23 protein-coding genes are annotated in these 23866 nt (G+C 74.5%); 10 read left to right on the top strand and 13 right to left on the bottom strand.

The annotated features are described in order from the left end of the window. From AB0I67_RS20335 to AB0I67_RS20320, 4 genes are all read left to right on the top strand, one after another. On the top strand, positions 1-1104 hold the full coding sequence (locus AB0I67_RS20335; RefSeq protein WP_357925596.1) for a histidine kinase: 1104 nt from the start codon (positions 1-3) through the stop codon (positions 1102-1104). Then, entirely contained in the window at positions 1101-1727 is a 627-nt protein-coding gene (locus tag AB0I67_RS20330; RefSeq protein ID WP_357925594.1) for a response regulator transcription factor, read from the top strand. Before AB0I67_RS20335 ends, AB0I67_RS20330 begins: the two co-directional genes overlap by 4 nt. Positions 1728-1823: 96 nt before the next feature. After that, entirely contained in the window at positions 1824-3071 is a 1248-nt protein-coding gene (locus AB0I67_RS20325) for an MFS transporter (protein ID WP_357925591.1), read from the top strand. Next, on the top strand, positions 3061-4797 hold the full coding sequence (locus tag AB0I67_RS20320; protein WP_357925588.1) for a sugar-binding domain-containing protein: 1737 nt from the start codon (positions 3061-3063) through the stop codon (positions 4795-4797). The genes AB0I67_RS20325 and AB0I67_RS20320 overlap by 11 nt, the downstream gene beginning before the upstream one ends. A gap of 14 nt (positions 4798-4811) precedes the next feature. On the opposite strand, the gene AB0I67_RS20315 is transcribed toward AB0I67_RS20320, so the two are convergent. Next, positions 4812-6032, bottom strand: coding sequence for an NAD(P)/FAD-dependent oxidoreductase (locus AB0I67_RS20315; RefSeq protein WP_357925586.1), 1221 nt, complete (start codon positions 6030-6032; stop codon positions 4812-4814). A gap of 54 nt (positions 6033-6086) precedes the next feature. Here AB0I67_RS20315 and AB0I67_RS20310 point away from each other — a divergent pair, with 54 nt between their 5' ends. From AB0I67_RS20310 to AB0I67_RS20300, 3 genes are read left to right on the top strand one after another with little or no spacing between them, the layout of a single operon-like run. Further along, complete coding sequence (locus AB0I67_RS20310) at positions 6087-6749, top strand: TetR family transcriptional regulator (protein WP_357925583.1); 663 nt, start codon at positions 6087-6089, stop codon at positions 6747-6749. After that, positions 6746-7774: a nitrilase-related carbon-nitrogen hydrolase gene (locus tag AB0I67_RS20305; protein ID WP_357925581.1), complete on the top strand. Its 1029-nt coding sequence runs from the start codon at positions 6746-6748 to the stop codon at positions 7772-7774. The genes AB0I67_RS20310 and AB0I67_RS20305 overlap by 4 nt, the downstream gene beginning before the upstream one ends. Next, the gene (locus AB0I67_RS20300; RefSeq protein WP_357925578.1) at positions 7771-9186 is read left to right on the top strand and encodes an aldehyde dehydrogenase family protein; all 1416 of its coding nucleotides are present in this window, start codon (positions 7771-7773) and stop codon (positions 9184-9186) included. The genes AB0I67_RS20305 and AB0I67_RS20300 overlap by 4 nt, the downstream gene beginning before the upstream one ends. Here AB0I67_RS20300 and AB0I67_RS20295 read toward each other — a convergent pair. Further along, positions 9157-10323 carry an aromatic acid exporter family protein gene (locus AB0I67_RS20295; protein WP_357925575.1) on the bottom strand — a complete coding sequence of 389 codons (1167 nt, stop codon included), beginning with the start codon at positions 10321-10323 and terminating at the stop codon, positions 9157-9159. The genes AB0I67_RS20300 and AB0I67_RS20295 overlap by 30 nt on opposite strands. A gap of 80 nt (positions 10324-10403) precedes the next feature. On the opposite strand from AB0I67_RS20295, the gene AB0I67_RS20290 reads away from it, so the two are divergent. Further along, the gene (locus tag AB0I67_RS20290) at positions 10404-10760 is read left to right on the top strand and encodes a PRC-barrel domain containing protein (RefSeq protein WP_357925572.1); all 357 of its coding nucleotides are present in this window, start codon (positions 10404-10406) and stop codon (positions 10758-10760) included. Positions 10761-10855: 95 nt separating this feature from the next. Here the strand turns inward: AB0I67_RS20290 and AB0I67_RS20285 are convergent, their stop codons facing one another. Continuing rightward, entirely contained in the window at positions 10856-11131 is a 276-nt protein-coding gene (locus tag AB0I67_RS20285; protein ID WP_357925569.1) for a GlsB/YeaQ/YmgE family stress response membrane protein, read from the bottom strand. A gap of 132 nt (positions 11132-11263) precedes the next feature. Here AB0I67_RS20285 and ppk2 point away from each other — a divergent pair, with 132 nt between their 5' ends. Further along, the gene (gene ppk2, locus AB0I67_RS20280) at positions 11264-12223 is read left to right on the top strand and encodes a polyphosphate kinase 2 (RefSeq protein ID WP_357925567.1); all 960 of its coding nucleotides are present in this window, start codon (positions 11264-11266) and stop codon (positions 12221-12223) included. A gap of 119 nt (positions 12224-12342) precedes the next feature. Next, positions 12343-13182 (top strand): LLM class F420-dependent oxidoreductase, encoded by an 840-nt coding sequence (locus AB0I67_RS20275; RefSeq protein WP_357925564.1) that lies wholly within the window; start codon positions 12343-12345, stop codon positions 13180-13182. 19 nt (positions 13183-13201) lie between these two features. On the opposite strand, the gene AB0I67_RS20270 is transcribed toward AB0I67_RS20275, so the two are convergent. From AB0I67_RS20270 to AB0I67_RS20225, 10 genes are all read right to left on the bottom strand, one after another. Beyond that, on the bottom strand, positions 13202-13687 hold the full coding sequence (locus tag AB0I67_RS20270) for a MerR family transcriptional regulator (RefSeq protein ID WP_357925562.1): 486 nt from the start codon (positions 13685-13687) through the stop codon (positions 13202-13204). Between the two features lie 9 nt (positions 13688-13696). After that, complete coding sequence (locus tag AB0I67_RS20265; RefSeq protein ID WP_357925559.1) at positions 13697-14569, bottom strand: SDR family NAD(P)-dependent oxidoreductase; 873 nt, start codon at positions 14567-14569, stop codon at positions 13697-13699. A 69-nt stretch (positions 14570-14638) separates the two neighbouring features. Next, positions 14639-15148 carry a hypothetical protein gene (locus tag AB0I67_RS20260; protein WP_357925556.1) on the bottom strand — a complete coding sequence of 170 codons (510 nt, stop codon included), beginning with the start codon at positions 15146-15148 and terminating at the stop codon, positions 14639-14641. A 115-nt stretch (positions 15149-15263) separates the two neighbouring features. Beyond that, positions 15264-16376, bottom strand: coding sequence for an o-succinylbenzoate synthase (menC, locus tag AB0I67_RS20255; RefSeq protein WP_357925554.1), 1113 nt, complete (start codon positions 16374-16376; stop codon positions 15264-15266). After that, positions 16373-17158 carry a GNAT family N-acetyltransferase gene (locus AB0I67_RS20250; RefSeq protein ID WP_357925551.1) on the bottom strand — a complete coding sequence of 262 codons (786 nt, stop codon included), beginning with the start codon at positions 17156-17158 and terminating at the stop codon, positions 16373-16375. Before AB0I67_RS20250 ends, menC begins: the two co-directional genes overlap by 4 nt. Before the next feature lie 52 nt (positions 17159-17210). Continuing rightward, entirely contained in the window at positions 17211-18791 is a 1581-nt protein-coding gene (locus tag AB0I67_RS20245) for a helix-turn-helix domain-containing protein (protein WP_357925549.1), read from the bottom strand. Further along, the gene (locus AB0I67_RS20240; protein WP_357925547.1) at positions 18788-20338 is read right to left on the bottom strand and encodes a D-aminoacylase; all 1551 of its coding nucleotides are present in this window, start codon (positions 20336-20338) and stop codon (positions 18788-18790) included. The genes AB0I67_RS20245 and AB0I67_RS20240 overlap by 4 nt, the downstream gene beginning before the upstream one ends. Next, complete coding sequence (locus AB0I67_RS20235) at positions 20326-22131, bottom strand: ABC transporter ATP-binding protein (protein ID WP_357925544.1); 1806 nt, start codon at positions 22129-22131, stop codon at positions 20326-20328. The genes AB0I67_RS20240 and AB0I67_RS20235 overlap by 13 nt, the downstream gene beginning before the upstream one ends. After that, the gene (locus AB0I67_RS20230; protein WP_357925542.1) at positions 22128-22931 is read right to left on the bottom strand and encodes an ABC transporter permease; all 804 of its coding nucleotides are present in this window, start codon (positions 22929-22931) and stop codon (positions 22128-22130) included. The genes AB0I67_RS20235 and AB0I67_RS20230 overlap by 4 nt, the downstream gene beginning before the upstream one ends. Then, positions 22928-23866 carry an ABC transporter permease gene (locus AB0I67_RS20225; RefSeq protein WP_357925540.1) on the bottom strand — a complete coding sequence of 313 codons (939 nt, stop codon included), beginning with the start codon at positions 23864-23866 and terminating at the stop codon, positions 22928-22930. The genes AB0I67_RS20230 and AB0I67_RS20225 overlap by 4 nt, the downstream gene beginning before the upstream one ends.

Genomic DNA, 23866 nt, shown 5'->3' with positions numbered 1-23866 from the left:
ATGCGGGAGCTGTGGGCGCGGGTCGGGGCGCTGCTGTCGGCCGACGACCCCGACACCGGGCGGCTGGCCAGGGCGCTGATGACCCTGCTGCTGGGCTGGTCGCTCTCGCTGGAGCTGGACGGTCCTGCGCCGGTCTGGGCCGCCCTGTCGGCGGCGATGGCGTTGTGGCTGGCCTATCTGGTGCTCGGCGCCCGCGGCCACCACAACCTGTCCCTGGCCGCGCTCGCGCTCAGCTCGGTCGTCTCCGCGTCGGCCGCGGGCGCCCAGGGGCCGACGGTCTTCGTCTTCGTCACGTTGCTGCTGTTCGCCGCGCAGCTCGCGCCGCGCCTGTGGATGATCCTGGCGGTGGCCGCCCTCGACCTCGCCCTCCTGCTGGCGAGCCTGGCCTGGTGGCAGCACTCGCGCGCCTCCATGATCAGTCAGGGCGCGGTCCTGGTCGTCACCGTCCTGTTCGCGTTGCAGCGGCGGCAGTACCGCCGGGCGCAGCAGGACCGGGCCCGCGCGATGGCGCTGGACGAGCGGGCGCGCATCGCCCGCGAGCTGCACGACGTGCTGGCGCACTCGCTGGGCGCGCTCGGCGTGCACCTGGAGGTCGCCGAGGCGATGCTGGTGGAGAAGGGCGACGTCGCCGGGGCCGCCGAGCGGATCCGCCGGGCGCGCGGGCTGGCGCGCGAGGGCCTGGTCGAGGCGCGCTCGGCGGTGGCCGCGCTGCGCCAGGACATCCCGCCGCTGCCGGACGCGCTGCACGCGATGGTGGAGCAGCACCGCCGCGACCACGCCGCCGACACCCGGCTGGCCGCCTCGGGCGCGCGCCGCCCGCTGTCCCCGGCCGCGGAGGTCTGCCTGCTGCGTACGGCCCGCGAAGCCCTGACCAACGCCGCCCGGCACGCCCCCGGCGAGCGGGTCACGGTCGCGCTCGACTACGGGGAGCGCACGATCCGGCTGACCGTGCGCAACCCCCTGCCCGAGAGCACGCCCGCGGCCCTGCCGTCCGGCGGGCACGGCCTGACCGGGATGCGGGAGCGGCTCGCCCTGGCCGGCGGCACGCTGGAGGCGGGGCCCGTGGAAGGCTGGTGGCAGGTACGGGCGGAGGTGCCGGAATGAGAGTGCTCGTGGTCGACGACCAGCAGCTCATGCGCGAGGGACTGGTCGCGCTGCTGGGCCTGGCCGAGGAGGTCGAGGTGGTCGGCGACGCCGCCGACGGCGAGCAGGCGCTGCGCCTGGTCGCCCTGCACCAGCCGGACGTCGTGCTGATGGACCTGCACATGCCGGTCATGGACGGCATCGAGGCCACCCGCCGGATCACCCGGCAGTACCCGTCGGTCGCCGTCCTGGTGCTCACCACCTACGACGACCAGCAGTCGATCGACTCCGCGCTCCAGGCCGGGGCGCGCGGCTACCTCACCAAGGACGCCGGGCGGGCCGAGATCGCCGCCGCGCTGCGCTCGGCCGCGCACGGGCACTCCACCTTCTCCCCCGCCGTCTCCCGGCGGCTGGTCGAGGCGCTGTCGCGGTCGGCGCCGGTCACGCGCTGCCCCGACGGGCTGACCGTGCGGGAGGTGGAGGTGCTGCGGCTGATCGCCCGGGGCCGCAACAACGCGGAGATCGCGGCCGAGCTGTTCATCGCCGAGACCACGGTGAAGTCGCACGTCACCAACGCCTTCGCCAAGATCGGCGTGCGCAACCGGACCGAGGCGGCCAATTACGCCCACCGCGAGCTGTCCTGACGCCGGCCCCATCGCCGACGGGGGCCAAAACTGGGGCTTAACATAACACCTCGTCATGTTCTACCGTGATGCCCCAGCACGTCAGGGAGGACACTCGTGAGCGAGGTCAGGATCGCCGTCGACCCGCCGCGGGTCTCCACCGGCTGGATGGCGCTGCTGGCGCTGGCCCAGATGGGCGTCATCATGGCCGCCACGGTGGGCGGCCAGATCCTGCTGCCCTCCCAGGTGGCGGCCATCGACCCGGTGCACAAGGAGGCGTCGCTGGCCGTCGTGCTCGCGGTCGCCGCGGTCTGCACGATCGTGGCCAACCCGCTGTTCGGCGCCATGTCCGACCGCACCAGCTCCCGGTTCGGCCGGCGTCGCCCGTGGATCGTGGGCGGCGCCCTCACCAGCGCGGCGGCCCTGGCCTTCCTGGCCTTCCAGGACACCATCCCCGGCCTGGTCGCCGGGTGGGCGGTCGCGCAGCTCGCCTTCACCGCCGCGCTGGCCGCCGCCATCGCCACGGTGCCCGACCAGGTGCCGATCCTGCAGCGCGGCCGGGCCTCGGCGCTGGCCGGGGTCGGGCAGCTCAGCGGGCCGCTGCTCGGCGGGGTGGTGGCCACCGTGCTGCTGACCGGCTCGCGGGCGGCGTTCCTGGCCATGGCGGTGCTCGTGCTGGCGCTGATCCTGCCCTTCGGCCTGCTCACCCGCGAGCCCCCGGCCGAACCCGGGCCGCCCTTCTCCTGGCGCGGCTTCGCCCGCGGCTTCTGGGTCAGCCCGCGCCGCCACCCCGACTTCGCCTGGGCCTGGCTCAGCCGGCTGCTGATCACCCTCACCCTCGCCATGGGCATCGGCTACCTGCAGTACTTCCTGCGCGACGCGGTCGGCTACGAGCGGCTGTTCCCCGGCTCGACCGTCGAGCAGGGCGTGGTCGTGCTGGTGGCCGTCTTCACGCTGGGCAGCGTGCTGCCGACGCTGGCCGCGGGCTGGTGGTCCGACCGCAGCGGCCGGAGGCGGCCGGCCGTCTTCACCGGCGGCCTCACCATGGCCGCCGCCGCGCTGGTGCTGACCACCACCACCGGCTGGACCGCCGCGATCGTCGCCGCCGCGCTGCTCGGCGGCGGGTACGGCATGTTCGCCGCGGTCGACCAGGCCATGGTCACCCAGCTCCTGCCCGCCGACGCCGACCGGGCCAAGGACCTCGGCCTGGTCAGCCTGTCCAACTCCGCCTCCAACACCCTCGGGCCGGTCATCGCCGCCGCGCTGGTCACCTCGGCCGGGGGTTATCCGCTGATGTACGGCGTGGCCGCGCTCTTCGCGGTCGCGGGGGCCTGCCTGGTCTGGAGGATCCGCGGTGTCCGATGAGCTGCTGACCCGGTGGGGACGGGCGCTCGACCCCGAGGCGGTGTTGCCGGAGTACCCCCGGCCGCAGCTCGTCCGGGACAGCTACCTCAACCTCAACGGCCGGTGGGAGTACGCCTTCGCCGACCACGAGCCCGAGCGCTACGACGGCGAGATCGTCGTGCCGTTCTCGCCGGAGGCGCCGCTGTCGGGGGTGCGGCGGCAGCTCCAGCCGGGCGAGACGTTGTGGTACCGGCGCGTGGTGCGGCTGCCGGAGGGCTTCGCCGTACCGGGTGGGCGGGTGCTGCTGCACTTCGGGGCGGTCGACCAGGAGTGCCGGGTCTTCCTCGACGGGGTCGAGGCAGGCGCGCACGAGGGCGGCTACCTGCCCTTCCGCCTCGATGTCACCGAGGCGCTCGCCGCCGGGGAGGCGACGCTGGTGGTCTCGGTGCGTGACGACACCGGGGTCGGGTCGCGCGGCAAGCAGAAGCTGGCGCGCGGCGGGATCTGGTACACCGCGCAGTCCGGGATCTGGCAGACGGTGTGGGCCGAGGCGGTGCCCGCCGCGTACGTGGAGCGGCTCACCCTCGCCCCGGACCTCGCCGGGTCGGCGGTCGAGGTGACCGTGCACGCCGGTGGTGCCGGTCCGGGGACGGCCCGGATCGAGGTGTCGGCGGACGGGGTGCCGCTCGCCCGGGCCGAGGCCGAGCCGGGCGTGCCGGTGCGGATCGCGCTGCCGGACGTGCGGGCGTGGAGCCCGGAGGACCCGTTCCTCTACGACGTGGCGGTGGAACTCGGGGTCGACCGCGTCACCGGCTATTTCGGGATGCGCAGCTTCGGTGTGGGGCCCGACCGCGACGGGGTGCCGCGACTGCTGCTCAACGGCGAGCCGTACTTCCACGCCGGGCTCCTGGACCAGGGCTACTGGCCGGACGGGCTGTACACGCCGCCCGCCGACGAGGCGATGATCCACGACCTGGCCATGGTCAAGTCGCTCGGCTTCACCATGGTGCGCAAGCACATCAAGATCGAGCCGCTGCGCTGGTACCACCACTGCGACCGGCTCGGGCTGCTGGTCTGGCAGGACCTGGTCAACGGCGGCGAGCCGTACCGGCCCTGGGTGGTGACCGCGCCGGTCCTGGCCCCGCTGACGCTGGACGACCGGCGGCACCGCCGCTTCGGCCGCGCCGACGCCGCCGGGCGGGCCCGCTTCGAGGCGGAGCTCCGCGAGACGGTCGAGCTGCTGCGCAACGTGGTCAGCCTGGCCGTCTGGGTGCCGTTCAACGAGGGCTGGGGGCAGTTCGACGCCGCCCGCATCGCCGGTGAGCTGGCCGCGCTCGACCCGTCCCGGTCGGTCGACCACGCCAGCGGCTGGCACGACCAGGGCGCCGGGGACCTGCGCAGCCTGCACGTCTACTTCCGCCGCTTCCGCGTCCCGCGCCCGGACGGGCGGGTGCTCGCGCTCACCGAGTACGGCGGGTACGGCCTGCGGGTCGAGGGGCATGTGTGGGGGGCGGCCGAGTTCGGCTACAAGCGCTTCGCCGACGCCGCCACCCTGGGCGCGGCCTTCGCCCGCCTGCACGCCGAGCAGATCGCCCCGGCCATCGCGCGCGGGCTCAGCGCCACCGTGTACACGCAGCTCAGCGATGTCGAGGACGAGCTCAACGGGCTGCTCACCTACGACCGCGAGGTCCTCAAGCTCGACGCCGCCCTGATCCGCTCCGTCAACACCCGCCTCCGCCTGCCCTGACCCACGCCGCTGGGTCACCACTCGGCTTCGCCTCGGTTGGGCGGTGGGGTGGCCTGCCAGAGGGCGGCGAGGCGGCGGGTGGCCAGCCGGGACGGCACGGCACGCAGCAACCCGTCGCGCACCCAGGCGGCGGCCCCCGTCCGGGTGGTCAGCCGCGACTGACGCAGGGCCGCCCGCAGCAGCCGCTGCGCCCGTGGGCGGCGCTCGGCGTCGTACGCGAGCAGCCGCCGCTCGATCCCCGCCACGCCCGCGTCCGCGCCCATCAGGTGGCGGGTCAGCGCGGCGGCGTCCTCGAACGCCTGGCTGGCCCCCTGGCCGAGGTCCGGCGGCATGGCATGGGCGGCGTCGCCGAGCAGGGCGATCCGGCCGACGGCGAACGGCGGCAGCGGCTCAGCCAGGCAGGCGATCGGATCCACGTGCACGTCGGCCGGGTCGGTCGCCGCGATCAACGCCGGAACCGCCGGATGCCAGTCGGCCATCAGCCCGGCCACCAGGTCCCGGGCCTGATCAGGCGAGGGGACGACGTCCGGCAGCGCGGAGTCGGTGAACCAGTAGAGCCGGCCCTCCCCCAGCGGGAACAGGCCGAACATGGCCCCGCTACGCCGATCCACCAGGATCCCGCCGAGCAGGCCGGCCACATCGGCTCCTCCCCCAAGCCCCCCGGCGACCAGGGAGCGAAGGTGTTCGACCTGGACAACCCCCCGCAGGTCGAGCCGCCCGGTACGGCGAGGCCCGGGGTAATCGGGGAAGAGCTGCGCACGCAGGCGGCTGCCGACACCGTCGGCCACGACCACCACGTCCGCGCGCACCACGACCCGCCCGCCGCTGATCACGCTCACCCCGCCCGCCTCGACGTCCAGCCGCTCGACCGGGGTGCCCGCGCGGACCACCTCCGCCGGCAGCGGCGCCCGCAGCAGGCGATGCAGCTCCGCCCGATGCAGCACGTGCACCGCCCCGACCCACTCCTGAGCACGGGCGGCGTCGGTGACCAGCAGCGGCCGCCCCCGCCAGTCCCGCAGGCCGGCCTGGTGGGCGAGGACGGACCGCCCCGCGAGGCGGGCGGCCAGGCCTAGCCGGTCGAGGGCCTGGACGCCGTTGGGCATCACGACCACCCCCGTGCCGGCCTCGCGCAGGTCGGGGGCCTGCTCGATCAGGGTGACCCCGTGCCCGGCCCGGTGCAGTCCCACCGCGACGGCCACCCCGCCCAGTCCGGCGCCGACGATCGCTGTCCGCATGACTCGCTCCATTCACTACGATCGTACTAGTACGTGTATTGGTAGCATGGCCGGGTGCCGCCCACCAATCCGGCCCGTCGCCGGGCCGTCGCCGACGCCGCCATCGCCCTCCTGGCCGAGGCGGGCGTGCACGGGGTGACCCACCGCGCGGTGGAGAAGGCCGCCGGGCTGCCGCCGGGCACGGCGTCCAACTACTTCCGCAGCCGGGAGGCGCTCCTGGTGGCCGCCGCCGAACGCGTCGTGGAACTGCACCAGGAGGAGATGGCCCACGCCGTGGCGCCTCCGGGGGACGATCTGGCCGGGATGCTGGCCGACTCCCTCTTCACGGCCGCGACCGAGTTGCGGCCGCGCTATCTGGCGATCTTCGAGCTCCAACTGGAGGCGGTGCGGCGGCCGGTGCTGGCCGAGGCGCTGGCGGGCCTGGAGGCGGGTGCGCTGCGGGTGACCGCGGGACTGCACGACGACCTCGGCCTGGGCACCTCGCGGGAGGGGGTGGCCGCGCTCATGGCGTTGTACGGCGGAGCCCTGTTCACCCTGGTCACCGCACCTCCGGAGCGGATCACCCGGGACGGCGTGCGGCAGGTGGCCGCCGCGATCGTCCGCGGCGCCCTCCCGGCGGGCCCGAGCACCGCGAGCACGACCCTTCCAGAGGGTTCGGGCGGCGGGCGCGGTGCTCTTCCGTCGGGGGCGGGCGAGGTGGCACCCTCCAACACGTGACGCAACCCTCCTACCGAGCGCTCGCCCTGCAGACGGCCACCCGCTCGGTGACCGGACTGACGGTGTCCGACGCGCGGGCGGCGATCGAGGCCGCCATCGTCCGGGTCGCCGCCCAGGTGCGCGCCTCCCGCGCGTGGATCGGCCCGGACCTGCGGCTGGTCGTCCTGCCCGAGTACGTGCTGACCGGCTTCCCGCTGGGCGAGCCGGTCCCCGCCTGGCGGGATCGTGCCGCGATCGCCCCGGACGGCCCCGAGTACGAGGCGCTCGCCGCCGTCGCCCGCGACCAGCGCCTGTACCTGGTGGTCAACGCCTACGAGAGCGATCCGCACTTCCCGGAGCTGTACTTCCAGGCGTGCGTGATCCTCGGACCGGACGGCGAGGTCGTCCTGCGGGCCCGGCGACTGCACTCGATGTTCTCCCCCACGCCCTACGACGTCTGGACCCGCTACCTCGACGCGTACGGGCCCGACTCGATCCTGCCGGTGGCCCGCACGCCGATCGGCAACCTCGCGGCGATCGCCTCGGAGGAGATCCTCTACCCGGAGCTGGCTCGCGCGCTGGCGTTGCGCGGGGCGGAGGTGTTCTGCCAGCCGACCTCCGAGGCCTCCAGCCCGCAGCTCACCCAGAAGGCCGTCGCCCGCCGGGCCCGCGCGATCGAGAACCTCGCCTACGTGGTGTCGGCCAACTCCGGCGGCCTGAGCGGCATCCCCATCCCCGGCGACTCGGTGAACGGCGGGTCGGAGGTGCTCGACTTCGAGGGCCGCGTGCTGGCGCAGGCGGGGCCGGGCGAGTCGCTGGTCGCTGCGGCCGAGCTGGATCTGGCCGCGCTTCGCCGTCACCGCGCCCGGCCGGGGATGGGGAACCTGCTGGCCCGGGGGAAGCCGGCTCTCTGGGCCGCCGAGTACGGCAGGCAGGAGGGCGAGCAGCCGGACGAGCTGGGCGACGCCGTACCCGACCGGGGGTGGTTCGCCGCCCGCCAGCAGGCCGTCATCGACCGCCTGCGCGAGGCGGGGGTGATCGCGTGACCCACGCAGCCGCCGGTGTGGTGCGGGATCCGCGCACGGGCAAGGTCGAGCGGGAGTTGCGGCCGGTCGGAGCCGAGGAGCTTCGGCGCACGGCCGGACGGCTGAGGGAGGCCCAGCCGGGCTGGGCGGCGCGCTCGGCCGAGGCGCGGGGGGCGGCGCTGCTGGCGTGGCGCGACGTGCTTGCCGAGGATCGGGCGCTGCTCGATGCCCTGGTCGCCGACACCGGCCGGTACACCGAGTCGGTGATGGAGGTGCGCGGCGTGGCCGGGATGCTGGAGCGCTGGGCGGCCCAGGCGCCCGCGCTGCTGGCCCCCGGGGAACCGCGGGCGGCGGCGCTGCCTGGGGTCGAGATCCACCAGGCGCTGGTGCCCTACCAGCTCACCGGCGTCATCAGCCCGTGGAACTTCCCGCTGCTGCTGGGCCTGATCGACGCGATCCCCGCGCTGGCGGCAGGCAGCGCGGTGCTGGCCAAGCCGAGCGAGGTCACGCCGCGCTTCATCGAGCCCCTGATGGCCACCGTACGCCGGGTGCCGGAGCTGGCCGAGGTGCTGGCGGTCGTGGAGGGCGGCGGCGAGTGCGGCGCCGAGCTGGTCGGCCTGGTGGACGCGGTGGCCTTCACCGGCAGCGTGCCCACCGGCCGCGCGGTCGGCGCAGCCGCCGCGGCCGCGTTCATCCCGGCCTTCCTGGAGCTCGGCGGCAAGGACCCGGCGATCGTGCTGGCCGGCGCCGACCTCGACCGGGCCGCCTCGGCGATCCTGTGGGGCGCGACCGCCAACGCCGGTCAGTCGTGCCTGTCCATCGAGCGGGTCTACGTCGAGGAGCCCGCCTTCGAGGAGTTCGTGGAGCTGGTGACCGCCAAGGCCCGGCGGATACGGCTGGCGCGGCCCGGCCCGGCCGACGGGCAGCTCGGCCCGCTGATCGACCCGGCGCAGGCGGTGGTCGTCGAGCGCCACCTCCAGGACGCCTACGCCAAGGGCGCGGTGGCCAGGTGCGGCGGCGCGGTGGAGACGCTCGACGGCGGCCTGTGGTGCCGCCCCACCGTGCTCACCGGGGTGCACCACGGCATGCTCGTCATGACCGAGGAGACGTTCGGCCCGATCGTGCCGGTCATGCCCGTCCGCGACGCCGGGCACGCCGTCGAGCTGGCCAACGACTCGGCCTTCGGCCTGTCGGCGGCGGTCTTCGGCCCGGATCCCGAACTGGCGCTGGAGGTCGCGGGCCGGCTCCGGGCCGGGGCGGTGAGCGTGGGCGACGCGGGGCTGACCGCGTTCGTGCACGAGGGCACCAAGAACTCCTTCAACCTCTCCGGCCTGGGCGGTTCCCGGATGGGGCCGGCGTCGCTGTTCCGTTTCGTGCGCCATCAGGCCCGGCTGGTGAACCGGTCAGCCGCGCCGGATCCGTGGTGGCACTGACGGGCCGAGCGTCGCCAGCAGGGTCAGGATGTGCTCGGCGTCGGTGAGCAGGCTGCCGCTGACCGCCCAGCCGTCGGGGTGGGCGACGTGCCCGGCCCGGATCTCCGTGCTCATCCGGTCGTGGATGCGGGTGATCTGGGCCTGGGCGCGGCCCTCCAGCTCGCGCCGCTCCGCGCTGTCGCCGGAGTCGCGGATGAGCAGCGTGATCAGCTCGGCGAGCAGGTTCAGCAGCTCGGCGTAGTCGTGCGCGTAGTCGTCGCTGACCTGCTCGGGATCGGCCCTGGCCGGGCTCTCCGGATCGAGCTGGGCCAGGGTGCGGATCACCGCGTGCACGTGCAGGGCGACCTTGGCCATGGCGTCCAGGCTGCGGCCGTGGTCGGCGGCCGGGGTGGTGTAGCGGCGCAGGTTGTAGCGGCGGCTCTCCTCCCCGTCGGCGACGGCCGAGCCGGCGGCGGCGAGGTGCTCGTCGAGGCGGTGGGCGCGGCGCTCCCATTCCTCGCGGTCGGACAGGTCCCAGGGGTGGTCCACCGCGGCGGCGACGTCCCGCAGCAGGTCGGCCGCCTTGGTGCCGAGCCGGTAGAGCGCCACCTCGGGCCGGCGGCGGTACAGCGGCGGCCACAGCAGCGAGTTGACCGCCGCGCCGCTCAGCGCGCCGACCGCGGTGGCCAGCACGTAGGCCAGCAGGTAGCGCTCCTGGCTGCCGGCCCCGAACGACAGCATGAGCACCGCGGTGGTGGCCACGTCGGTGCCGTGCCGTCCCATGCGGTACCAGCGGGCGGCGAGCAGCGCGGGCGGCACGACCAGCACCAGGCTGAGCGCGGTCAGGCCGAGCAGGTGGCCGACGCTGCCGGCCAGGATGACCCCGGCGGCGACCGCGGCGACCTTGCGCAACCCGTTGGTGAGCGTCTTGTAGACGGTGGCGTGCACCATGATGACCGCGGTGGCGGGGGCGATCCACAACGTCTCGTGCGGCAGGAAGCGCCGGGCCAGCATCCAGGCGAGCACCGCGGCGAGCGTCGCCTTGGCAATCTGGAGGACCTCGAAGCGGGCGTTCGACCCCGGCTCACGCAAAGCGCGGAGCTGGGCGAACACGGTCTGGGCCGCACGGCGGACAGCGGCGGTCAGCCGGCCTCGCATCGGGCTCCTTCCGTTTAGGCGCTGGGGACTGGGCAGGGTGAGCGAGCCCCCGGTTCATCCAGAAAACAGGAGGACGATTCATGTCGAACGACATGTGGACCTACGGTTCCGGCGTCTACGGCGACGACAGCCTCGACATCGTCGGCTTCGACGTAGAGGCCACCGACGGTTCGATCGGCTCGGTCGACGAGGCCAGCAACGCCGTCGGCGACAGCTACCTCGTCGTCGACACCGGCCCCTGGATCTTCGGCAAGAAGCGGGTCCTGCCGGCCAGTACGGTCACCCGGATCGACCCACAGGCGCGCAAGGTCCATCTGGCGCGGACCAAGCAGGAGATCAAGGACGCCCCCGAGTACGACAAGGACACGTTCGCCGAGCCCAGCTACCGCGACGAGGTCGGCGGCTACTACGGCCGCTTCCCCGGCGACCTGCGGTAGTCCCTGACCGGAGATGCCCCACCCGGTGCTCTGACCGGGTGGGGCATCGTCTTGGGTGCTCGGCCTTGCTTGCTCGGCCGCTGGCGACGGGTGCCTCAGCGGCGGAGGCCACGCCTGCCGTACAGGCTGACGACCAGGATGACGCCGACGGCGGCGACGGCGATCTGCAGGATCAGTTCGACCCAGTCGATGCCGCTGGTCTCGGCGACGCCGAAGGCGCCGGCGATGAAGGTGCCGATGAAGGCGGCGACGATGCCCACCACGATGGTCAGCCAGATCGGGATGCTCTGCTTGCCCGGGACGACCAGGCGGCCGAGGGCGCCGATGATCGCGCCGATGACGATGGCGGTGATGATGCCGGTGACGGTCATGTCTGGACTCCTAGGAGCTTGGCGGCAAATGGGGTGAAGCGCCCTCCGAGTGCCCGCCACGCGGGGGTGTACACCTGATCCCCGCAAACCGATCTGGTGTGTCGGGCGAGACGACCGGGGTAGAGCAGGCGCGTGACCAATGAGGACGACGGCGAGGTTCTGATCGACGGCAACGGGTCCGCGGGCCTGGTGGCCTTCGACGAGCTCCTCAGCGACTTTCCCGGCCTGCGCGTGGCCGACGACGACGATGACGATCCCGTCCTGCTGGACCGGCACGGCCGGCCGGTGGAGACCTGGCGGGAGCACTACCCCTACCTGCGCCGGATGGAGCGCGCCGAGTACGACCGCACCAAGCGGCTGCTCCAGATCGAGCTGGTGAAACTGCAGTACTGGATCAAGGACACCGGGACCCGGCTGGTCATCCTCTTCGAGGGCCGCGACGCCGCCGGCAAGGGCGGCACGATCAAACGCTTCCGCGAGCACCTCAACCCCAGGGGAGCCGCGGTGGTCGCGCTGGACAAGCCGGGCGAGCGCGAGAGCACCCAGTGGTACTTCCAGCGGTACGTGGTGCACCTGCCGGCCGCCGGGGAGATCGTCTTCTTCGACCGCTCCTGGTACAACCGCACCGGCGTCGAGCGGGTGATGGGCTTCTGCACGGCCGAGGAGTACCTGCTGTTCCTGCGCCAGGCGCCGGTCTTCGAGCAGATGCTCGTCGAGGAGGGCATCCACCTGGTGAAGTTCTGGTTCTCCGTCTCGCGCGGCGAGCAGCTCACCCGCTTCATCATCCGCACCGTCGATCCGGTGCGGCGCTGGAAGCTGTCGCCGATGGACCTGGCCTCGCACCAGAAGTGGGACGAGTACACCGCGGCCAAGGAGGACATGTTCCTGCACACCGACACCGCGCACGCGCCCTGGACGGTGATCAAGAGCAACGACAAGAAGCGGGCCAGGCTGGAGGCCATCCGGCACGTGCTGAGCCGCTTCGACTACGACGGCAAGGACCACGAGGTGGTCGGCACACCCGATCCGCGGATCATCATGACCGCCGCGGACGTGCTGGAGGAAGATCGCGGGTCGCCGGTCGTGCGATAATGACGGGGAACCCTCTCGCCCATCGGCGGGAGGGTTTTCGCGTGACCGGGAACCCTCCCGCCTGACGGCGGGAGGGTTCCCGCGTTTCCGGCCCCTTCCCTTCCGTCAGGAGCTTCGCCGTGCATCTCGGTCTCACCTGTCCCCGTTTCCCCTGGCCCGGCGACCTTCCCGCCCGCTTCGCCGCGGTCGCGCGCGGCGCCGAGGAGGCGGGGCTGCGCAGCCTGTGGGTGATGGACCACCTGCTGCAGATCCCCAACTTCGGCGCGCCCGAGGACCCGATGCTGGAGGCGTACGGCACGCTGTCCTACGCCGCCGCGCTCACCTCGCGGATCAGCCTGGGCGCGCTGGTCACCTGCTCGGTGTACCGCGACCCCGGGCTGCTGCTGAAGCAGGCCGGCACGCTGGACGCGCTGTCCGGCGGGCGGGCCGTGCTCGGGCTCGGCGCCGGCTGGTATGAGCCGGAGGCGCGTGCCCTGGGCCTGCCCTTCCCGCCGCTCGGCGAGCGCTTCGAGCGGCTGGAGGAGGTGCTGCTGCTGGCCCACCGGATGCGCGAGGGCGACGACCGCCCGTTCGAGGGCCGCCACTACCGGCTGGACCGGCCGTTGTTCTCGCCGCCGGCCCGGCCGCCGATCCTGCTCGGCGGCAGCGGCGAACGGCGGACGTTGCGGCTGGTCGCGCGGTACGCCGACGCGTGCAACTTCCTCGACGGGGCCGACGTGCCGCACAAGCTGCGGGTGCTGCGCGAGCACTGCGAGCGGGCCGGCCGGCCGTACGAGGAGATCGAGAAGACCCTGCACCTGCGCATCCCCGCCGGTCAGAGCGTCGGCGAGTCGGTGCAGCGCTGCGGCGAGCTGGCCGGGCAGGGCATCGGCCACGTGATCGTGGTGGTGCCCGACCCGAGCGAGGAGGCGTGGCTGGCGCACCTGGCCGCCGTCGCCGCCCAGATCGCGCCGCTGTGACGAGCCGGGCGGCTCGCGGTCAGGACCGGGGCTCGACCGCTTCCGGTCCGGCCGTGCCGCCGTAGGTGGTGATCTTGTACTCGACCGCGGCGAGGGACAGGGTCAGCTCCCGGATCCGCCGCCGGATCGTCTCGCGGTGGGCCAGCAGCAGCGAGAGCCGCTCCGGCACGGTGTGCTCGCCGGCGTCGACCAGCCCGATGTAGTGCGCCAGGTCCCGCATCGGCAGGCCGGACAGCCGCATCCGGGTGAGGAAGATCAGCCGCCGCACCGCGTCGGCGTCGTAGACCCGGTGGCCGTTGCCGTCCCGGGCGACCGTGACCAGGCCCGCCCGCTCGTAGTAGCGCAGCGTGTGGGCCGACAGGCCGAGGAGCTCGGCGACCTCGGCGATCGTCGTCGAGGCCGGCAGCTCGCCCGGCTCGGCCAGGCCGTGGATCGCCTCGACCGAGGGCCGGCCGTCGTCGCCGAGGGTGTCGAGCGCTCTGGACATCAGCTCGTCGGTGGCCATGCCACCAGCCTAGATGGGCCGCACGGAGGCCGGGACACCGGCGAAGTCGGCGCTGCCGGCGAGCTCGGCCCAGCGCTCGGTCTCCGCCAGGCCACGCCGGTGGGAGGCCGAGATGCGCTCGACCGCCTCGCGGCCCAGCGGCAGCCGGAGCGGCACCTCGGCGGCGTGCGCCAGGGTCACGATGATCTCGGCGGCCCGCGCCGGGTCGCCCTCCTGGCGGCCGTCGGCCCCGGCCAGGTCGGCGCGGACGGCGGCCAGCAGGTCGTGGTAGGTCTCGGACGGCTCGGTGAACTCCAGCACGTCCGCGGCGTTGAACCCGGTGCGGAAGCGGCTGGGCTCGACGATCATCACGCGGACGCCGAACGGCGCCACCTCACCGGCCAGGGCCTCGGACCAGCCTTCCAGGGCGAACTTCGACGCCGCGTAGGCGGACACGCCCGGAAAGGCCATCCGCCCGGCCTGGCTGCTCATCTGCACGATGGTGCCGGAGCCCTGGGCGCGCATGGCGGGCAGCGCGGCGCGCACCAGGGCGGCGGGGCCGAACAGGTGCAGGTCCATGAGCTCGCGCACCTGCTCGTCGCCGACCTCCTCGACCGCGCCGACCACGGCGCGGCCCGCGTTGTTGACCAGCACGTCGAGCCGGCCGAACCGCTCCAGCGCGGTGCGCACCAGGTCCGGGGCGGCGGCGACGTCCCGGACGTCGAACTCGGCGACCACGAGGGCGTCGGGGTGCTCGGCCACCAGGCCGGCCAGGCTTTCAGGGCGGCGCACGGCGGCCAGCACGCGGTCACCCGCGGCGAGCGCCGCCTCCGTGAGGGCGCGGCCGAAGCCGCGGGAGGCGCCGGTGATGATCCAGGTCTGGGTGTTCTTGGCTGTCGTCATGGCGGGAACGCTAGGCCTTCGAGCGCGCTCGAACGCAAACCGAGCGCGCTCGAACGCAAACCCGGCCGCTCAGCACCCCGCCTCGGCCAGCACGCGGGCGGCCACCTGGTCGGCCGGGGCCGTGGCGTCTACCACGAAGTCCTCGACGGCCGCCTCGCGCAGGATCCGGTCGAGCTCGCCGGCCCGCTTCAGGTGCCAGGCGAGCCCTTCCGGGTCGTCGGCGTGCCGCCTGGTCAGGCGCTCGCGGACGGTGGCGGGCCCGGCCTGGAGGCGGGCGACGACGAGTTCGCCGCCGGTCGCCTCGGTGAAGCGGCGGCGGTGGTCGGCGGTCTCCGCCACCCCGGCCAGCAGGAGCACCCGGGCCCCTGCCGTCCGGTAGGTGGCGGCCAGGGCGCGCAGGTTGGTGATCACCAGCGCGAAGTTGAACGGGTCGTCGGCGGGGGCGGGCCAGAACCGGGACAGCCCGTCGAGGTCGACGACCGCGTGCGGGACGCCCCGGGCGGCCAGCAGGTCGCCGGCCGCCTCCGCCGCCGACGTCTTGCCGACGCCGACGGTGCCGATGATCAGTACTGCGCGCATCCGGCCAGTCTGCCAGTTCGGCCGAAGCAGCCGAACAGCCGGATCAGCCACGTCAGCCAGCTCGGCCAGGTCAGCCTGACCGGTCAGGCCAGCCAGCTCGGCCTGACCGGCCTGGTCAGCCGAGGGGTACCAGGTCGGTGGTGACGAGGGCGGCGGCCAGGCCGGCCGCGTCGGGCGCGATGCCGATCCCCGGTCCGGACGGCACGCGCAGCCGCCCGCCCTCCAGGACGAACGGGTCGGTGATGTCCCGGTGGAAGTACCGCGCGCTCGCCGAGATGTCGCCCGGCAGCGTGAACCCCGGCAGCGCCGCCAGCGCGAGGTTGGCCGCCCGGCCGAGGCCGGTCTCCAGCATGCCGCCGCACCACACCGGCACCCCGGCCGCCTGGCACAGGTCGTGGATGCGCCGGGCCTCCAGGTAGCCGCCGACCCGCCCGGGCTTGACGTTGACGATCGAGCACGCGCCCTGCCGCAGCGCGGTGACCGCGTCGCGGGCGGAGGTGATCGACTCGTCCAGGCAGACGGGCGTGTCGATCCGCGCCGCCAGCCGGGCGTGCGTCTCCAGGTCGTCGGGTGCGAAGGGCTGCTCGATCAGGGTGAGGCCGAAGGCGTCCAGCTTGCGCAGGTGCGCCAGGTCCACGGGGCTGTAGGCGGTGTTCGCGTCCACCTGCAGCGCCACGGCGGAGCCGAAGGTCTCACGCACGGCGGCGACCGGTTCGAGGTCCCAGCCCGGCTCGATCTTGAGCTTGATCCGCGCGTAGCCCGCGCCGAGGTAGCCGTCGACGGCGGTGATCAGCTCGTCGAGGCTGTCCATGATGCCCACCGACACCCCGACCGGCACGCTCTCGCGCACCGCGCCCAGGTGTTCGGCCAGCGAGATCCCGGCCCGGCGCAGCTCGGCGTCGAGCAGGGCCATCTCGACCGCGGCCTTGGCCATCCGGTGGCCGCGCACCGGCTTCATCAGCTCGGCGGCGCGGGCGGCGCTCAGCCTGGGGTCGGCGGTCAGGACCGGCAGCAGGAAACGACGGATGACCTCGCGGGCGCCGGAGAGGTACTCCGAGGCGTAGGACGGGTCCTCCTCGGCCACGCACTCGCCCCAGCCGGTCACCCCGTCGTCGGTGCGCAGCTCGACCAGCAGGGCGACGCGGTGCTCCTGGACGCCGACCGAGGTGCGGAAGGGCGAGACCAGCGGGAGCGCCACCTCGTGCAGCGCGACTTGTTCGATCTTCACGCGGAGCCGTCCTTCCTGGACAGGAGATACCAGCCGGAGCGGTCGAAGCCGGTGATGCGGTAGCCGTCGGCCAGGGCGCCGCCGAGCGCCTCGCGCAGGGCCAGGCGCCAGGCCCGGGCGGCGTCGAAGTCGCGGCGGCGCAACGCCTCGGCGTCCTCCGGTACGGCGCAGCGCAGCAGCGGGCCGGTGGCGGCGTGCCGTACGGGCTGCTCGCCGGGACCGGAGACCAGCACCGGCTCGGCGAGCTCGAGCCCGGGGTCTGTCGCCGGTGGCGGGGTGGCGCAGCCGGGGACGGGCCAGGTGACGAACAGCCGGTCGGTGAGGTCGCCGCCGTTGATCTCGTCGTTGATCGGCCCGTAGAAGTCGGGAAGGTACTCCTGGGCCTGCGCGCCCAGCCGGTGCAGGTTGAAGTAGGCGTTGCGCCGGATCAGCGGGTCGAAGGTCCACGAGATGCACGCCAGGCCGGTCTCGGCCGCCCACTGCCGCTGGTGCTGCTTGAGCGCCAGGCCGATGCCGCGGCCCTGCTGCCCCGGCAGCACGCCGGCGACGTGGGAGTGCAGTGACCCGCCGGCGGTGACGAAGCCGACCGCGACTCCCACCAGCGTCTCGCCGCTCAACGCGCCGGCCACGTAGCCTCCGGTGTGCGCCAGCGCGCGCATCGTGTCCAGGGGCATCGGCGCGTCGCCGGACTCGCTGCCCCAGACCGTGCGCAGCAGCGCGTCGGCCTGTCTCAGCTCAGAAATCGTCCCCAGCAACCTGATCTGGGGGCTGCGCTCCATCATGCGTAGAGTCTTTCGGCGGGGGCCGCGCAGGCCGTTGGCCGCGCGACCCAAGTTAGTCGGCCGACATTGTGCTGATCTCCTGCAGCCGGAGCTGCAGGGCCAGCGCCAGGCGCAGGTCGGGGTCGTCGAGGTCGAGCACCTCGGCCAGCCGGCGCAGCCGGTGGCGCAAGGTGTTGGGGTGCAGCACGAGCGCCTCGGCCGCGCGCGGGATGTCGTAGCCGGCGGCGATCCAGCAGCGCAGCGTCCGGACGTAGTCGGTGCCGTGCCTGGCGTCGTGTTCCAGGACGAGCGAGAGCGGCTCGGCCTCCAGCGAGGGCCGGAAGCGCATGGCGCGGAAGGCGTCGAGCAGGAAGAGCGAGGCGGCCAGGCGTTCGTGCCGGCCGATCGCGCCGCCGCCGAACGGGCCGCAGACCACGTCGAGGGCCTGGCGGGCCTGTTCCAGGGCGGCGGGCACGTCGGACAGGTCGGCCTGGGGCCGGCTGAACCCGGCCCGCCACTCGCCGCCGAGCTGGTCGCGGGCGCGGGCCAGCACGGTGGCGATGATCGGCTCCAGCACGGGCGCGTCGGCGGTGGCGCCGACCACCACGACCGCCTGCGCGTCGCGCGCCCCGGCGGCGGCGCGCAGCCGGTAGGCGCCGAGGCCGGTCCTGAGCAGGTCGCCGACGTAGGCGGCGGCCGACTCGGCGGAGACGCCCGGCGGGTGGTCGCCGGCGCGGCCGACCACGATGACGGTAGCGGGGGCGTCGGAGACCAGGCCGAGGGAGTCGGCCAGTTCCTTGGCCGAGCCGACGCCGCCCAGCAGACGGGTGAGGCGTTCGGCGCGCAGCCGCCGGTCGTGGTCGGCGGCCAGGTTGGCCCGCGCCAGGTGCGGGGCGGCCAGCCGGGCGCCCTCGACGAGCACCTCGGCGGCGTCCGGGGCCAGCGGCTGGTCGCCGAGGAGCACCCAGATGCTGCCCAGGGCCTCGCCGCGGTCGCGGACCGCGATGGCCAGGCGGGGCCGGTACTCGCGGGGCTCGTAGCTCCAGACCGCGACCTCGGAGCGCATGACCAGGGCGTACTCCTCGACGTGCGCGGGGTGGTCGGGCACGCGGCGGCCGAGGATGCCGTCGCGGCGCATGTCGTCCACCTCCTGGCCGGGGATGGTGGAGTAGGCCAGGACCCGCATCGACAGGTCCTCGATCGCCACCGCGCCGCCCGCGCGCACGGCCAGGTCGTTGGCCAGGGCGAACAGGTCGGCCGGGTAGCGCCCGTCCGGTTCGGTGGCCGGGCCGGTGATCGCGTGCAGGGTGTTGATCAGGGTGTAGAGGCGGCCCCAGCCGGCTTCGGCCGGGCACTGCAGCACGCCGACTCCCACGCGCTCCGCGGCGGCGGCCAGCGTCTCGGGGTCGCCCGCGCCGGCGCGCAGCACCACCGCGGCGATCCGGTGCCCGGCCGCCCAGTCCAGGAGTTCGGCGGTGGGCCGGCCGGGGACCAGCAGCACCGCGTCGGCCAGCCCGGTCCCGCTCTCGTCGGGGTCGTGGATGCGGGCCGCGCCGATCGCCACCTCGCGCCCGCGCGGCAGGGCCAGGGGGCGCAGCAGGTCGGCGCCCAGGCTGTCCAGGAGCACGCCCAGCGTGATGCCGCCGGGGTTCATCGCCGGCCCGGCCTGATGACGCGGCCTCGCCGCAGCCCGCCGAACTCGCCGCCGGTGAGCACGGGCTCGCCCTCCAGCAGGACGTGCACCACGCCGGTGGGACGCACCGACGGGTTGTCGTAGCCGCCGGCGTGGCCGATCGTGTCCGGGTCGAAGGCGACCAGGTCGGCTGCGGCGCCGGGGCCGAGCCAGCCGCGGTCGGTGAGGCCGAACTGGGTGGCGGTGGCGGAGGTGACCTTGCGGATCGCCTCGGCCAGCCCGGTCACCTTCCGCTCGCGCACGTAGCGGCCGAGGAAGCGGGGGAAGGTGCCGAAGGTGCGCGGATGGTTGGGCCCGTACGGCTCGCCGCTGTCGGAGCCGATGGCGATGAGCGGATCGGCCATGATCGCCAGGACGTCGTCCTCGTGCATGGTGTGGCAGACCGCGTACGCGTGCGGGTCGGCGATCAGCAGGTCGCACAGGGCGTCCCACGGCTCGCGCCCGTCCAGGACCTGGGCCAGCCGCAGCCCGGCCACCGCCGGGTCGGTGTGCTCCAGGATCTGCACGTCCTCGGGGTGCACCTCGCGCCACAGGCCGACCGAGGTGCCGTTGGCCGGGTCCTCGGCGGTGGCGCGCAGCGCGGCGCGGGTGGCGGGGTCGGCCAGCCGCGCGCGCATCGCCTCGACGCCGCCCTCCCACGCCTCGGGCGGCAGCATGGCCGCCAGCCCGGTGCAGAACGCCTGGTAGGGGTAGAGGTCGCCGCGCACGTCCACGCCCTGCCGCCGGGCCGCGGCCAGCTTGCCCAGGATCAGGGCGGAGCCGCCGTGCACGGCCCGGCCGGAGGCCTTGCAGTGCGAGACCTGGAGCCGGATCCCGGCGGCGCGGGCCACGTCGATCGCCTCGTCCAGCGCGCCGGCCAGGCCCTCGCTCTCGCTGCGGCTGTGCGTGGCGTAGACGCCGCCGTGCCGGCGGGCCACCCGGGCCAGCGCGATGAGCTCCGCGCGTCCGGCGTAGGCGCCGGGCACGTACTCCAGCCCGCTGGACAGGCCGACGGCTCCGGCCTCGAAGGCCTCCTCGGCCAGCGCGCACATGCGTTCCAGCGCGCCCGGCGGCAGCTCGCGCGCCATGCCGGCCGCGGCCAGCCGCAGGGTGTTGTGCCCGACCAGGGCGGCCAGGTGGTTGCTCGGCCCGGCGGCCTCGGCGGCGTCGAGGTAGTCGCCGAAGGTGGCGAAGGTCCGGGCGCCGATGCTGATCGGGGCGAGCCCGGCGGTGGCCGGGTCGGTCGGGGCCATGGTGAAGCCGCAGTTGCCGACGATCTCGGTGGTCACCCCCTGGTACAGCTTGAACGGCTGCGCCTCCGGCAGGAACGGCACGGCGTCGGAGTGGCTGTGCGGGTCGAGGAAGCCGGGGGCGACCACCAGGCCGTCGGCGTCGAGGGTGCGCCGGGCCGGTCCGAGGCCGGTGCCGACGGCGGTGACCCGGCCGCCGGAGACGGCGACGTCGGCGGTGACCGGCGGGTTGCCGAAGCCGTCGTGGACCTGACCGCCGGTCAGGATCAGCTCGTGCATGCGTCTCTCCCGGTGAGGGCCGGGGCCGGGGGCACGGAGGCCACCAGCCGTCGGGTGTAGTCGTGGTCCGGCGAGTCGAGGACCGCGGCGGTGGGGCCGCTCTCGACCACCCGGCCGTGCAGCAGCACCACGATGCGGTCGGTGATCTGGCGGACCACGGCCAGGTCGTGCGTGACGAACAGCAGGGCCGTGCCGAGCTCGGCGCTGACCGTGCGCAGCAGTTCCAGGATGTGCGCCTGCACCGAGACGTCCAGCGAGGCGGTCGGCTCGTCGCAGATGAGCAGCTCGGGGCGGACGGCCAGCGCGCGGGCGATGGCCACGCGCTGCTTCTCGCCGCCGCTCAGCCGGTGCGGGCGCAGCGTGGCGTAGGCGGCGGGCAGGCCGACCAGCTCCAGCAGCTCGCCGGGCGGCCGTCGCTCGCCCGGCGCCGCCCGGCCTGAGGCCTCGGCGAGGGTGGCGCCGACCGGCATCGCGGGGTTGAGCGAGGTGGAGGGGTCCTGGAAGACGCACTGCACGACGCGGTGGCGCGGGGTGCCGGGCGGCTGGAAGGTGATCCGGCCGCCGCTGGGCTCGGTCAGGCCGAGCAGGCAGCGGGCCAGGGTGGTCTTGCCGGAGCCCGACTCCCCCACCAGGCCGAGCCGCTCGCCGGGTTCGATCCGCAGGTCGACGCCGGCCAGGGCGACTGCTGTGCCGTACTGCTTGCGCAGCCCTTCGACCAGCAGCAGCGGCTGGGCGGAGGGTTCGCGCGCGGCGGCGGCCGGGCCCTCGGGGGCGGAGGCGACCGGGCGGGGGACGACCTCGTGCAGGCAGGCGGTGAGCCGGCCCGCGCCGGCCGGACGCAGCGGCGGGCGCGCGGTGAGGCAGTCGTCGCGGCGTTGCGCGCAACGCTCGGCGAAGGCGCACTGCCCGGCCACGTCCGCGGCCCTGGGGACCGACCCCGGGATGCCCTCCAGGCGTACGGCGGTGCGTTCCACCGCGGGCAGGGCGTTGATCAGGCCCAGGGTGTAGGGGTGGCTCGGCCCGGTGGCCAGCGCCTTGGCGGAGCCGGTCTCCAGCACCCGCCCGGCGTACATGACCTGGACGCGGTCGCACAGCTCGAAGGCGACGCGCAGGTCGTGGGTGATCAGCAGCACCGCCATGCCGCGCGCGGCCTGGATACGGGCCAGGAGCTGCATGATCTCGTGCTGGATGGTGGCGTCGAGGGCCGTGGTGGGCTCGTCGGCGATGAGCAGTTCGGGGTCGCCGGCCAGGGCGGCGGCGATGGCGACGCGCTGGCGCATGCCGCCGGAGAGCTGGAAGGGGTAGCGGCGGGCCACGTCCGGGTCGGTGATGCCGACCTCGGCCAGCCGCTGGGTGACCTCGCCGCGGGCGGGCCTGGGCAGCGTCTCGGCCAGGTGTGCCCCGGCGGTGAGCAGGGGGTTGAGCATGGCGAAGGGGTCCTGCATGAGCAGGCCGATGCGGCGGCCGCGGATCTTGCGCAGCACCCGTTCGGGGGCTCCGGCCAGCTCAACAGGCGGACCAGGCCGTCCGGCGGGTGCGGCCAGCCGGATGGAGCCGGTGGCGGTGAGGCCGGGCGGGAGCAGGCCGGCGACCGCGCGGGCGGTGAGCGACTTGCCGCTGCCCGACTCCCCGACCAGGCCCACGGTCTCCCCCGCGCCCACGGTCAGGTCGACGCCGTCCACGATCGGCCGCCCGCCCAGCCCGACCCCGAGGCCGCGCACGCTGAGCAGCACGCCGGGAGGCAGCTCGTCGGACGGGTCGGCGGGCAGGCCCGCGGGCAGGTCGGCGGTCATGCGCTGAGCCTCTCGAAGACGCGGTCACCGAGGATCGTGGCGGCGACCGCGGTGATGGTGATCAGCAGGGTGGGCGCCACCGCGGCCCACGGGTTGAGGTCGAGGATGGTGCGGTTCTCCGCGATCATCAGCCCCCAGTCGGGGGTGCCCGCGGGCAGGCCGATGCCCAGGAAGGAGAGCCCGGACAGGGCGATGAGCGCGAAGACGAAGCTGAGCAGGAGGTTGGCGGTCACCGTCGGCCCGAGGTTGGGCAGCAGGTGCCTGAACATGATCCGCCGCCCGCTCAGGCCCAGCGTGCGGGCGGCGTCGACGTAGGCGAGCTCGCGCTGGCTGAGCGCCAGGCTGCGGATCACCCGGATGTCGGCCGGCGCGCCCAGCACGATGAGCGCCAGCACCGCCGTGGCGTAGGAGCCGCCCGCGACGCCGACGACCACGATGAGGATGAGCAGCCCCGGCAGGGCGAACATCAGGTCGGTCAGCCGCATCAGGACCGCGTCCAGCCAGCCGCGCCGGTAGCCGGCCAGCAGGCCGAGGGTGGTGCCGAGCAGCGTGGTGCCGAGGGCGATCAGCACCGGGCCGATCAGCGCGGTGCGGGTGCCGGCCAGCAGCCGCGACAGCACGTCGCGGCCGAGGTTGTCGGTGCCGAGCAGGTGCTGGGCGGAGGGCCCGACCGCGCCGAGGTCGACGTCGTGCGCGCCCGGGTCGTAGGGCGCGAGCCACGGCCCGGCCAGCGTGATGAGCGCGAGCAGGGCCAGGACCGCCACGCTGGGCCCCCAGCCCTTCCGCAGGACGGCCCTCATGCCGCCGCCCCGTGCCGGACCCGGGGGTCGATCACCATGTAGAGCAGGTCCACCAGCAGGTTCACCGCGATCACCACGGCGCCGCCGAGCAGGACGAGGGCCTGGACCAAGGGGATGTCCTTCTGGTTGACGGCCTGGACGAGCAGGCTGCCCAGGCCGGGGAGGCTGAAGGCCTGCTCCACGAAGACCGCGCCGGTCAGGTTGGCCGCGGCCAGCAGCCCGGCGACGGTCATCACCGGCAGGGCGGCGTTGCGCAGCGAGTAGCTGCCCCAGACGCGCAGCCTGGACAGGCCGCGCGCCCTGGCGAAGGTCACGTAGTCCTGGCCGCCCACGTCCAGCGCCGCGGCCCTGGTCTGCCGGACCACCACGGCCGCCTGCCCGAGCGCCAGCGCGATGGCCGGCAGGACGTAGTTGGCGACCTGGTCGGAGCCGTAGATCGGCAGCCACCGCAGGGCGACGCCGAAGGTGTAGAGCAGGATCAGGGCGATGCCGAAGGGCGGGAAGGCCAGCGACACCAGCGTGCCGAAGGTGACGCCTCGGTCGATCGCGCTGCCGCGGCGCAGTCCGGCGGCCAGCCCGGCGGGGATGCCGACCGCCAGGGTCAGCACGATGGCGAACCCGGCCAGCGTGGTGGTGACCGGCAACCGCTCGCCGATCACCGACAGCACCGGCTGGCGGAAGTAGACGGAGTTACCGAAGTCGCCGCCCAGCGCGCCGCTCAGCCAGTACCAGTAGCGCACCGGGAACGGCTCGTCCAGGTGGTACTGCAGGCGGATGGCGGCCCGGGTCTCCGGGGTGGAGGCCCGTTCGCCGAGCAGGGCCTGCTCGGGCCCGCCCGGGGCGAGGGCGAGCAGGCCGTAGGTGAGCACGGACAACACCAGGAGCAGGACGACGACCGCGCCCAGCCGCCGGGTGGCCACCCTCGCGAAGACCAT

The sequence above is a fragment of the Nonomuraea sp. NPDC050310 genome, from assembly GCF_040655795.1.
GTDB lineage: Bacteria > Actinomycetota > Actinomycetes > Streptosporangiales > Streptosporangiaceae > Nonomuraea.
The sequence above is the reverse complement of the archived record's forward strand: the minus strand, read 5'-3'. Positions and strand labels throughout refer to the sequence as shown.